This is a genomic window from Tsuneonella amylolytica, from assembly GCF_003626915.1.
Lineage (GTDB): Bacteria > Pseudomonadota > Alphaproteobacteria > Sphingomonadales > Sphingomonadaceae > Tsuneonella > Tsuneonella amylolytica.
Genome location: NZ_CP032570.1, coordinates 960,148 through 974,122 on the forward strand (window position 1 = coordinate 960,148; position 13,975 = coordinate 974,122).

Below are 13,975 nucleotides of genomic sequence, written 5' to 3' on the forward strand. Positions count from 1 at the left end.
TATGGTTCGGAGCCTCAGCGCTGGCGCGATTGGCGTCTTGGGATAAAACGGTCCCCATGCGCACCTCCCTGTGTTTCGCCGCCCTTCTCTCGCTCTCCGTTCCGGCTCAAGCCCAGGAGACTCCGGCCGCTGTCGAGAGCGCTCGATCCGAAGAACTCGGCTCGCGGGTCGATACGATTCTGGCGACCGCGCCCGTGGGAACGCGGTACGGCATCGTCGTCCAGCGGCTGGACGGTACCGAGCTACTGGCGGTTGCCCCGGACCAGCGGTTCATTCCGGCATCGAACACCAAGGTCTACACGACGCTCGCCGCCTACCATGAACTCGCCGCCCTGCAGCGGGCGGCCGAGGGAACCGGGGTCCGGATCGAACCCGCCGGAGCCGGGATGGTCGACGTGGTGCTCGAAGGGCGCGGCGAAGCGACCCTGTCGAGCGCGCCCGATTGCCTCGTCCAGTGCCTTGCAGTCCTCGCCGACGCGGTCGCCTCGCGCACGAAGCGCGTCCGCAACGTCGTCGGCGACGCGAGCTGGTATCCCGACGAGCGCTGGAGCGCCGGGATGAGCTGGAACAACATCCCCTTCCGCTACGGCAGCGCGGTCGCCGCCCTGATGGTGGATGACAACGAGCTCTGGGTCACCGCCAGCCCGGGCAAGGCCGGCGAGGCGGTTCGCATCGAAAGCGACGGCTACTACCGCATCGAGAACCGCGCGCGCACCGTGCCCGGCGATGCCGACAACCTCTCGGTCAGCCGCATGCCCGGCAGCGACCTGCTCGTGCTCGACGGAACGATCGGAGAAGCGAGCAAGCCGTCCGTCTACCGCCTCGCGATCGACGATCCAGCCCACCGCGCTGCGTGGCGACTAGCGCGCATGTTGGAGGCAGGCGGGGTAACGGTGACGGGCGGCGTCTCCGCAATCTACCGCCCGGTCACGCCGATGGACGATCCGGCCGAGCGGGGAGACGCCCCGGTTGCCTCGCCTCCGAAGGAAACGATGCTGGCCAGCCTCCCGCCCGAAGCTCTCGCGGCCGATATCATCACGATCAACAAGGTCAGCCAGAACCTCCATGCGGAAATGATGTTGCGGCGCGTCGGGAAGTTGACGGGCTCGGGATCGGTCGCGGACGGACAAGCTGCGATGGCCCGGATGATGGTCGCGGCCGGACTGTCGGCGGACGGGGTCGTGCTCTCGGATGGATCGGGCATGTCGAGCTACAACCGGGCGAGCCCGCGTACGACCGCCCGATTGCTTGGCTGGGCAGCACGGCAGGACTGGTTCGAAGCTTGGCGCTCGACCCTGCCGGTGGGCGGAGTGGACGGAACTCTCGCACGCCGCTTCGCGGACACGCCGCTGTCGGGCCGCCTGTTCGCCAAGACCGGCTCCCTCAACGCCTCGCGCGCGCTGTCGGGCTACCTGATCGCGGCGAGCGGCGAGACGCTGGTCTTCTCGGCCTTCGCCAACGACATCCCGTCGGACAGAGAGGGCGCTGCGACCGCAGCCATGGATTCGGCGCTGCTGGCGATCGCCGCGGCATTCTGACGGTCAGCGCGGCGACAGGGTGAACCGTCTCACTGTCGCACGATTCACCGCGGCGCGGCTGAACGGCCATTCCGCCATGCTGCCCGCCAGCCAAGGCTCGAAGAAATCGCTGTAGTGGCTCGATTGCGGATCGGCCGACTGCCCGGGCAGCAGGAGGAACCGAGTCCGGTCCCAGTTGCCTACGTCGGCCGCGAACAGGAAACTCGCGCCATGGCGAAGGACGGCGCGCAGCTTCAGTGCAGCCAGCAAAACCGTATCGTGCAGCAACGCCGCGCTGTCGGCCAGGGAGTGCCGGGGCGACCATCGGCGTAAAGCAGTGTCACCACCTGCGGCGGCGCGCCCGCCAAACGGTACGGCTGCGCGAACGTAGCCCGATCGCGCAAGGTAGCGCATATCGTTGGGGCGGCGGCCCATAGCCCGACGATATCGCGCACTCTCCTCGGCTCGTGCCTATTCCCCGCGGCTATGGCCGCGTGCACAACTCTCTCGCGCACGCTTATTGACGGCGGGACCATCGCCGGTAGGTTCGGTGAATCGGAAAAATCGGCCCGGCGTACGACCGGGCATCTTTCCGGTCAGGATGGCAGCCCGGCGGGAAGGCCGGGTCGCCGAGGGAAATCCGGTCGAGAATCAGACGCGGCACATTGGCCAATCGAAGGCCCGGGTACCGCAAACTGATCGTCCGACGATACAACGAGGGGCTTACGATGAAATCGCCATTGCGCACCGTGTCCATCCGCCGGTCCGGTCGCGGACGCCTTGCCTGCGGCACGGCTCTCGCCGGCGTGGCCGCTCTCGGCCTGTTCGCCGCGCCGGCAGCCGCGCAGACGCTGGCCGACGAAGACGAACCGGTCGAACCCTCGACCGAGACGATCGCGCGCTCCTCGGAAGAAATCCTCGTTACCGGTTCGCGCGTGGCGCGGCTCGGCTTCGACAGCCCGACGCCGCTCACGGTGATCAGCACCGAGCAGATCCAGGCCGAGGCGCCGACCAACAACCTGTTCGACCTCGTGAACCAGCTCCCCTCGGTCGCGGGCAGTTCGCAGCTTTCGAACTCGCGCCTCAACATCAGCTCGGGCATCTCGGGCATCAACACGATCAACCTGCGCAACCTCGGGCTGGAACGCACGCTCGTCCTGCTCGACGGCAAGCGCACGGTACCCTCGACCGTGCAGGGCTACGTCGACGTCAACACGTTTCCGCAGCAGCTCGTCAGCCGGGTCGAGGTCGTCACCGGCGGTGCCTCGGCCGCGTACGGCTCCGATGCGGTCGCCGGCGTCGTCAATTTCGTTCTCGACAAGCGCTACGACGGGCTGAAGCTCAGCGCCAACAGCGGCATTACGGACAAGGGCGACGGGTTCACCTGGCAGTTCAGCGCGGCCGGCGGCACGTCCTTCGCGGGCGGACGCGGTCACGTGCTGTTGAGCGGACAGCTGTCACATCAGGACGGCATCTTCCAGGTCGATCGCGACTGGAACTTCGGGGTGCCGCAGATCATCGGCAACCCGAACTATACCGCGACCAACGGCGCTCCGCAGTTCATCGTGGTCGGCCCCGGCAATCGCAACAACTCGACTCCGGGCGGCATCATCAACGCCTCGCGTGGCGGCACCGCGAATATCCTGAAGGGCATCTATTTCGGCCAGGGCGGGTCGATCAACCGCTACAACTACGGGACATATCCCAGCGCCGGGACGATCTCGATCGGCGGCGATTACCTCGTCGACGACACCAACCGCCGCATCGGGCTGGGGGCGGAAGAGGACCGCCGCAATGCCTTCGGCCGCCTGAGCTTCGACGTGACGCCGTGGGCGACCGCCTTTGTCGAAGCGTCGTACAACTGGCAGGAAACGCTCTTCAACGCCGGGCCGCAGTTCTTCACCAGCACATCGTCGGGGCCGCTGGCGAACATTCCGCGCGACAACGCCTTCCTGCAGCAGACGCTGGGCTCGCTCCTGCCCGCCAACGTGACTTCGGTCGCCATCGGCACGACGCTGGCCGACGTTCCCTATCGCAAGCTCAACAACACGCGCGATGTGCAGCGCTACGTCGGCGGGCTGGAAGGCACGTTCGAGTTCGCCGGCAAGCCCGCGATCTGGGACGCCTATATCCAGTACGGCGAGACGAACTCGCACGAGCAGCTGCGCGACATCATCAAGAACACCGAATTCGCCAACGCGGTTGATGCGGTATTCGCACCGGCCGGGAACGCGGCGGGCCTTCCCGCCGGATCGATCGTCTGCCGCAGCACCCTGACCAACCCCACCAATGGATGCATCCCGCTCAACGTGTTCGGCCGGGGCGTGGCCAATCCGGCGTCGTTCGGATACTTCCTCGGCGATCCCTACCGCGACCAGACGCTGAAGCAGACGGTGGCGGGCGTGAACCTGTCGCTGACCCCGTTCGCCACTTGGGCCGGCGACGTCAGCGTCGCGGTTGGCGGCGAATACCGCAAGGAAGAGGTGTCCGGCTTCGTCCCCACCGAATTCCAGGGCGGCTTCCAGGTCGGCAACTACGTACCGACCTTCGGCGATTACAACGTCAAGGAGGCCTACCTCGAAACGGTCGTTCCGCTGGGTCTCGGCCTCATTTTCAACGGCGCGGTGCGCGCGACCGACTATTCGACCTCGGGCTACGTCACGACCTACAAGGTCGGCGCGACGTGGCAGCCGATCGAGGACATCAAGCTGCGCGGCACCTACTCGCGCGATATCCGGGCACCCAACCTCAACGAGCTGTTCCAGGCGGGCAGTTCGAACACGAGCACACTGCTGGACGGCACCAGCTACCGCGCGGTTCTCTCGGGCAACCTCGATCTCGAACCCGAAGTCAGCAAGTCGCTGACCGCCGGCGTCGTGCTCACGCCCCGGTTCATTCCCGGCCTGTCGGCCTCGGTCGATTATTACCGGGTCAAGATCGGCGGGGCGATCGGTGCTTACGGCGCGCAGGCGATCTTCGACCGCTGCCAGGAAGGGGTGCAGCAGTTCTGCAACGCCTACGGGCCCGACCCCGACGGCGTGCGCGACCTGTTTTTCCGCGCCAGCTTCTTCAATTTCAACGAAGTACTGAACGAAGGCATCGATTTCGACGTGTCGTACCGCCTGCCGCTCGACGGCGTCCTCGGCATGCCGGACAGTTCGCTCGCCTTCCGCGCGGTCGCCACACACTACCTCGAGAGCATCACCGACGACGGCATCAGCGTTCCGGTCAGTTCGCTCGGAACTTTGTCGGGCAGCGGTCCGCCGGACTGGCTCTATCGCGGGTCGATCTCGCTCCAGACGCCCGATTTCGGCCTGACCGCGATCGGCCGGGGCGTGAGCAGCGGCCTTTACTCGGCCACCCGCTTCGAGTGCACCTCGTCGTGCCCGGCATCGACAGCGCTCGCCCGGACGACCGACAACAACAGCATCGACGGGGTGTTCTATGTCGACCTCAACGCCACGGCCAAGATAGCCGAGACGATGGGCGGCGACGCGGAGGTGTTCTTCCACGTGACCAACCTGTTCGACGCCGATCCGATCATCCTGCCCGAAACCGGGCTGGCGGCGAACAGCACCTACAGCGACCTTCTCGGCCGCACGTTCCGCGTGGGCGTCCGGCTCGAGTTCTGATCCTCGGTTTCAGGGAAAGGCCCGCCAGCGGTTCGCGCCGTTGGCGGGCTTTTTCATGCAGGTCGTAGCGTCTGGCCCGGCACGATCACGGACAGCCTTCGGGGGCAGGCCGCAAGAGCATGCGGCCCGCCGCCTCGCCGGTGATTTGGCTATCCTCCACCGCGAGCCGGCCGTTGACGAACAGCGCCGTAACCCCGGTGGAGAGTTCGCGGGGGGAGAGATAAGTCGCACGCGGCGCATACCCCGCCGGATCGAACACCAGCACGTCCGCGAAGTATCCGGACCGCAAGTACCCGCGCTCCTTCACCTTGTAGATGTCGGCCACCTGCCCCGTTGCCTGCCGCACGAAACGCGCCAGGTCGATCGTGCGCCGCTCCTGCACGTACTTGCGATACTTCTCGGGATACGTCGCGAACATGCGCGGGTGCCCGATCGAACCGTCCGATGCGGTGATCACCCACGGCTGGCGCATGAGCAGCTCGACGTCGTCTTCGGCCATGTTGAACGATGCTACCTCGGTGCCGCGGCCACCTTCGCGGAAGACCTGCGCAACGATGGCGAGCGCCGCGTCCACGGGGTCCGTCCCCGTGCGTTCGGCTTGCTGCGCCAGCGTGCGGCCGGTCCAGTCGCGGTCGGGGGCGGTCAGGAGCAACGTCTGCGCTCCACCGCGCCGGGCCAGGTTCTCGGCCATTTCCTGCCTGATCCTCGCGAGCGTCTCCGGGTTCTCGAGCCTTGCAAGAAGCGCCGCTCCCCCGCCCTCCACCGCCCAGCCCGGAAGCAGCGCGGCGTCGAGGCTCGATCCCGAGGCCAGCCAGGGATACTGGTCGGCCGTCACGTCGACGCCCCGGGCCCGCGCCGCATCGACGAGCGCGACGAGATCCGGCGCCTCGCCCTGAACGTCGACACCCAGCGCCTTGATATGCGCAATATGGACGGGCGCGCCGGATTCCTCGCCGATGCGGATCGCCTCGCGCGTCGAATCCATGAGGCCGATGGAATACGAGGATTCGTCGCGTTGATGGGTGTCGTACAGTCCGCCACGCGATCCCGCTTCGCGCGCCAGAGCGACTACCTCTTCGGTTTTCGCGAAGCTCTGCGGGGCGTAGAACAACCCGGTCGAGAACCCGGTCGCCCCCTCACACATTCCCTTGGCGACCAGCCCCCGCATCTCGGCAAGCTCCGCCGCGTCGGGCGCGCGGGCGGCATCGCCCAGCACGCGGCCGCGCACGGCGCCGAACCCGACGAACGGCGCGACGTTGGTCCCGATCTCCGAACCGGCGAGCTTCGCGGCATCCGCCGCGACATCGGGGGTGCCGCCGCCGTCGACGCCGATCATCACCGTGGAGACGCCCTGCGCCAGCCAGGCGGCGTTGACCCGCTCGCCGCGATCGTCCGACCGGAGGAAGACGTCGGCATGGGTGTGCGGATCGATGAAGCCCGGGGTGACGATCCGGCCCGCCGCGTCGATCGTGCGCCCGGCGGCGAAGGATCGCGGCGGACCGACATAGACGATCCGGTCGCCCGTGATAGCGACGTCGCCCGTGTAGGCCGGCATGTCGCTACCGTCGTAGATCGTGCCGCCGGTGATGAGCACGTCGACCGGTTGCGGCGACACAGCGGTGGTGCAGCCCGCCAGCGTCAGGCACCATCCCACGACGACGAGCGAACTGCGTACAAATCCGACGCGGCGAAAGGGAGACGGTGGCGGCATCGATCGCAATCCTTCGGTTTTGGGCTGCCCACGCATTTACCACGGCCGCCGGTCCGTCCACCCCTTGGCATCCGGACGGTCCGATGGCCTATAACCGGGGCGAATGCACAGCCCCCACTCGAAGGCCCATCGCAAATGAACCTGCGCCAGATCGAAGTCTTCCATGCGGTATTCCTGCACGGTTCGGTGAGCGCCGCGGCGCGCGCGCTCAACGTCTCGCAGCCGAGCGTCACGAAAGTCCTGCGGCACGCCGAGAAGTCGCTCGGCCTCGACCTGTTCGAACGCATCAAGGGCCGGCTCATTCCCACCGAGGACGCCCGTACGCTGTTCGGGGAAGCGTCCGACATCCAGGACCGCGTCCGCTCGCTGCGCCAGGCCTGCCAGAACCTGCGCCAGGGCGAAGGAAGCCTGCTGCGAATATCGGCCCTACCGTCGCTCGGCCTCGGTGTCTTGCCCGAGGCGGTGGCCCGCTTCACCGCGAAACGCGGCGAAATCCGCTTCGACCTCCAGACGCTTCACCACGACGAGATCGTGCGCAAGCTCTACGAGCGCGAAACCGACATCGCGATCAGCTACGAAGTCCCTCCGGCCGCGCCCGTCGCGCATCAAGTCGTCGGCGAAGGCGAGCTCGTCGTGCTGTTCCGCCCCGAAGACCTCCCTGATCCGCCGTCGCGCCTGCATCTCGCCGACCTCGTGGGGCGGGACTTCATCAGCCCGGTTCAGAACGGCCCGATCGGCCAGTTGCTGCAGGGTGAGCTCGAGCGGCTCGAGGTGACTTTGACCGAAAGCGCGTCCTCGCGGACCTACTATATGGCCGCCGCGCTGGTGCGGGCCGGGCTCGGCATGGCGATCGTCGACAACTTCACGGCCGATTCGGTTGTCGCCGCGGGGCTCGCCAGCCGCCCGCTACAGCCCGCTCTCACTTTCAACATCAACGCGGTCTATCTGCAATCCCGCCCGCCGTCGCGCGCAGGGGCGGACTTCCTCGACCTGCTGGCGGACCTGATCGACACCGCATAGCCGGGCGCTATGGCACGGGCGCGACGCGCTATCTGGGTGGCTATTCGCGCACGATGTAGGGTCGCGCCTCCTTTCCGCACAGGCCAGGCCCCATGATCGACCCACCCTACCTGCTCTATCTCGGAAACTCGACCGACCATTACGCGATCAAGACCGCGCGCGGGCTGGCCGTGTTCCGACCAGAGCTGTGTATCGGCGAGTATCGCGGCAACGCGTGCACCCTTACGCTCGAACTGCCTCGCATGACCTTCGCCGAAGCCGTGGCGGCGGGCGCGCGCACGATGGTCCTGGGCATCGTCAATGCCGGAGGGACCCTCGACCCGGACGTCGTGGACGACTGCATCGCCGCGATGGAGGCCGGCCTCGATCTCGCATCCGGCCTCCACCAGCGCATGAACGGCGAGCCGCGCCTCGTCGCGGCGGCGGTACACACGGGGCGGCGGATGCACGACATTCGCACACCCCCCGCCGATCTCGTCGTCGGATCGGGCGATCCGCGGCCCGGCAACCGCCTCCTGACGGTCGGCACCGATTGCTCGTCGGGCAAGATGTACACCACGCTCGCGCTGCACCGTGCGATGCAGGCGCGGGGTATCCCGTGCGATTTCCGGGCCACCGGGCAGACCGGCATTATGGTTGCGGCCGCCGGTATCCCGCTCGACGCGGTGATCGCCGACTTTATTTCGGGCGCGATCGAGCAGCTCGCACCCGCTCGGCACGACGAGGGGTGGGACCTCATCGAGGGACAGGGGTCGCTGTTCCACCCTTCGTTCGCGGGCGTGTCGACCGGTCTCCTTCACGGTGCGCAGCCGGCCGCGCTGGTTATGTGTCACGATCCCTCGCGCCGGGTGATGCGGGGGATGACCGACCGCGCGCCGCCGGATCTCGGCGAATGCATCGCCGCCAACCTCGCGACCGCACGGCTAACCAGCCAGGGCGTGCGTATGGCCGGCATCGCGCTGAACACGTCGGCGATGGATCATCAAGACGCGGTCGCGATGTGCCTGCGCCTGCAGGACGAGCACGGCCTGCCCTGCACCGATCCGCATCGCATGGGAGTCGAACCGATACTCGACGCGCTGCTCGGGACGACGCAAGGCGGTGCGCAAAGGGCAGCCCAGGTCTGATGCCGAGCCGCTGCCGCACGCTCTCCGCGCGTTACGAAAGCCTGCCGCTCGCCCGCCCTTTCCGCATTTCGCGGGGGGTGAAATCGTCGGCCGAAGTCGTCACGGTCGAGATCGCCCAAGGCGATGCGACCGGACGCGGCGAGGGCGTGCCCTACCCGCGCTACGGCGAAAGCGTGGAGAGCGCGCTCGCCGCGATCGAGGCGATCCGGGGAGCGGTCGAAAGCGGGGCGACGCGCGGCGATCTCCTCCGGCTGATGCCGCCCGGTGCGGCACGCAACGCGATCGATTGCGCACTGTGGGATCTGGAAGCCCGCCTTTCGGGCACAAGCGTCCTGTCCCGCATCGGCCTGCCCGACCCGCTGGTGCCGGTTTCGACCGCACTCACCGTGGGCCTCGATACGCCGGATGCGATGCGCGAGGCTGCGCGCCCGCTTTCGCAGGTACCGCTGATCAAGGTGAAGGTGGATGCCGGCGATCCTGCCGCGCAGCTTCGCGCCGTGCGCGAGGCGGCCCCGGCCCCCCGCCTGATCGTCGATCCCAACGAAAGCTGGTCGATGGACCACGTCGTAGGCCTCCAGGACCTGATGGCGGAGTTGCGCGTCGACCTTCTCGAACAGCCCCTGCCGGCGGGCGACGACGCGGCGCTCGGCGGCTATGCCTCGCGCATCCCCATCGCGGCCGACGAGGCGATCCACACCGCTGCGGATCTCGCTACACTGTCCTCGGGCTACAGCGTCGTGAACGTCAAGCTGGACAAGGCGGGCGGCCTCACCGCCGCGCTCGAACTGGCGCAAGCCGCCTGGGCACGGGGTCTCGGCGTGATGACAGGGTGCATGGTCAGCTCCTCCCTGTCGATCGCCCCGGCATTGGCGGTCGCGGCGAGGAGCGCCTTCGTCGACGTCGACGGCCCGCTATGGCTGCGGAACGACCGCGCAGGCGGGGTGACATGCAGCGACGGACTGCTCGCGCCGCCCCGGGCTGGGTTCTGGGGCGGGAACGGCTAAATCAGCGGGATAGATGGCGCGCCCGGCAGGACTCGAACCTGCAACTCCAAGCTTAGAAGGCTCGTGCTCTATCCAGTTGAACTACGGGCGCGCTCCGGTGGCAGCGCATAGCGTGCTTTTCGCCGGGCACAAATCGCGATAACCCCGCCGCCCATGGACGAGCCGCTGCAACGCATCGAGGGGCCGGACGCCGCGCCGCGGCAGTTTCGCTATTACGACATCATCATGGCGGCGTTCGTCGCCATCCTGCTGTTGTCGAATGTGATCGGTGCCGCGAAGCCGAGCTACGTCACCCTGCCGGGCGGGCAAGAATGGTCGTTCGGCGCGGGGGTGCTGTTCTTTCCCTTGAGCTACGTCATCGGCGATGTGTTGACCGAGGTTTACGGCTACGCCCATGCGCGGCGAGTGATCTGGATGGGGTTCGCCGCGCTTGCCTTCATGGCCTTCATGGCCTGGGTCGTGGTCAGCCTCCCCCCTGCGAAAGGCTGGCCGGGGCAGGAGGCCTACGAGTTCGTATTCGGCAATTCGTGGCGGATCGTGCTTGCCTCGATGGTCGCGTTCTGGGTGGGCGAATTCGCCAACAGCATCGTGCTGGCGCGCATGAAGGTGCTGACGAAGGGCAAGCACCTGTGGACGCGAACGATAGGCTCGACCTTCGTCGGGCAGGGGCTCGACAGCCTGATCTTCTACCCGCTTGCGTTCTACGGCCTCGCGGGGTGGCCGCCCGAACAGCTGATGCAGGTCGTCCTGTCGCAATGGGCGATCAAGACCGCATGGGAAGCGGCGCTGACCCCGGTGACATACGCCGTCGTGGGCTCGCTCAAGCGGCGCGAGGGCGTGGACGTCTACGACACCGGAACAGATTTCTCGCCGTTCGCGAAGGGCGCTGCGAAGCGGACCTGAGCGGCACCACGAAAAAGGGCCGGCCCATGTCGGCCCGGCCCCTTCTCCCCATTTACCCTAGTCGAGCCGTCAGAACTTGAACCCCGCCGCGACGCCGTAACGGCGCGGTTCGAGTGTGAAGATGTTGGTGTAGAGGCCCGACGACGCGTCGGTCACGTAAAGGCCGGTGGTCGAGTTCGAATCGAAGATGTTCTGGACGAACGCACGGACGAAGAAGCGGTCGTCCGGCCCGTTCAGCTGGACTTGCGCGTTGGCCTGCGTGAACGGTTCGATCCGGTTGACGTTGCCGTTGAAGATGTTGCCGTACTGGCGGCCGGTCATCGAGATGTCGAAGCGCGGCACCAGTGTCATCCCGTTGCCGAATTCGGCGGTATACTGGATGCCCGCCGACGCCTTGAGGTTCGGCGCCTGCGGCAGTTCGTTCCCCTTGAGGTTCACTTCCACGCCCGGGCTCAGCACCTGAATGCCGAAAGGTGCGTTGGCCGGGGCTGCGGCCTGTGCGGCGAGGACCGAGCAGATGCCGAAAGCCCCGTTCGAGGCGATCCCGCTGTTGGGTCCGAACCCGGTCGGGGCGCGCAAGCCCAGTGCCGCGTTGACCGCACCGACGAAGCCGTTCGCCCCCGCCCCGCCCAGCGTCGAGGTGACCGCGCAGTTCGCGCCGTTGGTGATGTCCTTGATGATGACCGCGTTGGGGTCGCCGCCACCGGGATCGCGCGGGTTGGAGAAGAACTGGTCGCCAGCGACCTTGGTGTCGAGGAAGCTGAGGCTGAAGTTGATCAGCCAGTTGTCCGTCGGGCGGATGATCGATTCGAGCTCGACGCCATAGATGTTCGCATCGATCGTATCGTTGACCGACGTGCGCGCGATAATGCGGCTGAGCTGCAGGCTCTTGTACTTGTAGTAGAACGCCGTCGCGTTGAGCTGCACCGCACCGTTGCCGAGCGTGTTCTTCGTGCCGATTTCGAACGCATCGACGCTTTCGTTGCCGAAGCTATCCGGCACGGCGAAGATCGGCGCCAGCGGGGGGTTGATCCCGCCCGACTTGTAACCGCGCGAGTACGAGGCATAGACGAGGTTGTTCGGCGTGATCTGGTAATCGATCACCGCACGGCCCGTGATCGCATCGAAGCCGACGCTGCGGGTCTGGAACAACTGGTTGCCGGCCGTGCCCGGATCGGCATCGTAGCTGCCGACGAAGGGCGAAGCGAACGGATCGCCGTCGTTGGAGAACGGGTTGAGGAAGCTCGCCAGCGTATTGCGCGCGGTCAGCGATTTCTTGTCGTTGTTGTAGCGCAGGCCGCCGGTCAGCTTGAGCCGGTCGGAGATGTCGAAATAGACCTCGCCGAACACGCCGTAGCTCTTGAGTTCGAACTCCGTCGTCGCGTTGCGATAATACGACGTCGCCAGGTACGACGGCGGTAAGCCGCCGCCGAGCGCGGTAAAGGTTCCGAGTATGCCCGAGACGTAGTCGATGGCAAACGCGTTGACGAAGTAATCGACGTTCGTCGCCTTCGAATTTGCGTAGATCGCACCGACGAGGAAGTTGAAGGGACCGTCGAAGTCGCTGGAAACGATGGCCTCGGCCGAATAGGATTCGCCTTCGCCCACCGAGCGGTCGAAGGACAGCGGAACGGGCCCGCAGATCGAGAACCCTTCGTAGGATCCGCGGTTATCCTGCCGGTTGTCCGACGTACACAACGGGCCGTTCGGCCCTTGCGGGATCAGGGCCTGGGAAATCGGTGCGAAGTACGCGGCCGGCAACCCCGGCACCGCACCCGCACCAGCCGCGGCGAGCGTGCCGAGTGCCGTGCGGAATGCCGTACCCGTCCGATCGGCGACCCCGAGGTTGTAATCCTGTCGCGAATCGACGGATGTCTTCTGGTACAGACCCGTCAGCGACAGGTTGAACGCCCCGAAGCCCTGATCGATATGTCCCTGGATCTGCAGTTCGTCGGCGAAGTATTCGGGGGTGAAAGGCGTCGCCACGGTACGTACGTCGCGCGGCTCGGTCACGTTGGCGAACCCGTCCGGACCATAAAGGCTGTTGAGGCCGAAGGCAGCTGGGATGCCCTGAATGCGCAGGAATTCCTGCGATCCCAGGGTCCCGGTGAACGACGAGTTCGTGTTGGTCTTCTCGTAGCCCCGGAAGGTGTTGAGGCAGCCGAGCACGCCCGTGGGATCCCGCTGGCAAAGTTGCTTCTGGATCCGCAGTCGGTTGTCGTTCTCGCGGAAATAGTACCCCATCAGGTCGATGGTGGTGTCGGGCGTCGGCTCCCACCGGAACGACCCGCGCACCGCATACATGTCGCGGTCGTCGATCCGCGATCCGTCGAAGGTGTTGAGGGTGTAGCCGTCGCGGTTGAGGTAGAAGCCGGCCAGCCGCACGCCCATCGTGTTGCCGAGCGGCAGGTTGACCATGCCCTTGGCCTTGATGGAATTGAAGTTGCCGTATTCCGCCTCTCCAGCGGCGTGGAAACCCGACAGGTCGGGCTTGGCGGTGATGATGTTGACGACGCCCGAGGTCGCGTTGCGGCCGTACAGCGTACCCTGCGGGCCGCGAAGCACCTCGATCCGTTCGAGGTCGAAGTATTCGGTCTCGAACAGGCGGGTGCCGAACAGCGGCGAGCCGTTGGTGTGGATGCCCGTCGCGCTGTCGCAGCTCGTACCCACGCACAGGTCGCCGATGCCGCGGATGGTGAAGCTGGAACCGGTGAAGTTGCCCTTGGTGAACGACACGTTCGGCAGCGTCAGCTGCAGGTCGCTCGCATTCTCGATCTGCTGCGACTCCAGCGCTTCGGCGCTGAAGGCGCTGACCGCGATGGGAACGGACTGAAGCGATTCCGCCCGGCGCTGGGCGGTGACGACAATCTCGTTGCCTCGCTCGACCGGTGTGTTTGCTTCTGTGGATGAGGTGTCCTGCGCATGGACGGGAAACGCGGTCGCGGTGGCGCAAATGCCGGCAAGCAGGGCAGCCTTCACCCTCATAGGTCCTCTCCTTCGAACGGGCTCCCTTGCTGGGAACCTCTTTCGGAAAGGAAGCTCACGCGAAAGCGGGCGTCGT

The 13,975-nt window shown here is 66.6% G+C and carries 9 protein-coding genes and 1 tRNA gene; 6 read left to right on the forward strand and 4 right to left on the reverse strand.

The features are described 5' to 3' along the window. Positions 1 to 56: 56 nt before the first annotated feature. Positions 57 to 1,538 carry a D-alanyl-D-alanine carboxypeptidase/D-alanyl-D-alanine endopeptidase gene (gene dacB, locus D4766_RS04825; protein ID WP_120716421.1) on the forward strand — a complete coding sequence of 494 codons (1,482 nt, stop codon included), beginning with the start codon at positions 57 to 59 and terminating at the stop codon, positions 1,536 to 1,538. 3 nt (positions 1,539 to 1,541) lie between these two features. Here the strand turns inward: dacB and D4766_RS04830 are convergent, their stop codons facing one another. Continuing rightward, positions 1,542 to 1,952 (reverse strand): penicillin acylase family protein, encoded by a 411-nt coding sequence (locus D4766_RS04830; protein ID WP_120716422.1) that lies wholly within the window; start codon positions 1,950 to 1,952, stop codon positions 1,542 to 1,544. A gap of 293 nt (positions 1,953 to 2,245) precedes the next feature. Here D4766_RS04830 and D4766_RS04835 point away from each other — a divergent pair, with 293 nt between their 5' ends. Then, a complete protein-coding gene (locus D4766_RS04835; RefSeq protein WP_120716423.1) occupies positions 2,246 to 5,149 on the forward strand; it encodes a TonB-dependent receptor plug domain-containing protein in 2,904 nt (967 codons plus the stop codon). Between the two features lie 85 nt (positions 5,150 to 5,234). On the opposite strand, the gene D4766_RS04840 is transcribed toward D4766_RS04835, so the two are convergent. Further along, on the reverse strand, positions 5,235 to 6,860 hold the full coding sequence (locus D4766_RS04840) for an N-acyl-D-amino-acid deacylase family protein (protein ID WP_120716424.1): 1,626 nt from the start codon (positions 6,858 to 6,860) through the stop codon (positions 5,235 to 5,237). Between the two features lie 135 nt (positions 6,861 to 6,995). On the opposite strand from D4766_RS04840, the gene D4766_RS04845 reads away from it, so the two are divergent. The 3 genes from D4766_RS04845 to dgcA all read left to right on the forward strand — a co-directional run bounded on the left by D4766_RS04845 (position 6,996) and on the right by dgcA (position 10,011). Next, positions 6,996 to 7,880: a LysR family transcriptional regulator gene (locus D4766_RS04845; protein WP_120716425.1), complete on the forward strand. Its 885-nt coding sequence runs from the start codon at positions 6,996 to 6,998 to the stop codon at positions 7,878 to 7,880. Positions 7,881 to 7,972: 92 nt separating this feature from the next. Continuing rightward, entirely contained in the window at positions 7,973 to 9,007 is a 1,035-nt protein-coding gene (gene dgcN, locus D4766_RS04850; protein WP_120716426.1) for an N-acetyltransferase DgcN, read from the forward strand. Further along, positions 9,007 to 10,011, forward strand: coding sequence for an N-acetyl-D-Glu racemase DgcA (dgcA, locus tag D4766_RS04855; RefSeq protein ID WP_120716427.1), 1,005 nt, complete (start codon positions 9,007 to 9,009; stop codon positions 10,009 to 10,011). The genes dgcN and dgcA overlap by 1 nt, the downstream gene beginning before the upstream one ends. A 14-nt stretch (positions 10,012 to 10,025) precedes the next feature. On the opposite strand, the gene D4766_RS04860 is transcribed toward dgcA, so the two are convergent. Beyond that, positions 10,026 to 10,102: transfer RNA gene (locus D4766_RS04860), tRNA-Arg, on the reverse strand. A gap of 62 nt (positions 10,103 to 10,164) precedes the next feature. Here D4766_RS04860 and D4766_RS04865 point away from each other — a divergent pair. Next, entirely contained in the window at positions 10,165 to 10,914 is a 750-nt protein-coding gene (locus D4766_RS04865; protein ID WP_120716428.1) for a queuosine precursor transporter, read from the forward strand. 69 nt (positions 10,915 to 10,983) lie between these two features. Here the strand turns inward: D4766_RS04865 and D4766_RS04870 are convergent, their stop codons facing one another. After that, on the reverse strand, positions 10,984 to 13,899 hold the full coding sequence (locus tag D4766_RS04870; protein WP_120716429.1) for a TonB-dependent receptor: 2,916 nt from the start codon (positions 13,897 to 13,899) through the stop codon (positions 10,984 to 10,986). Between the last annotated feature and the right edge of the window lie 76 nt (positions 13,900 to 13,975).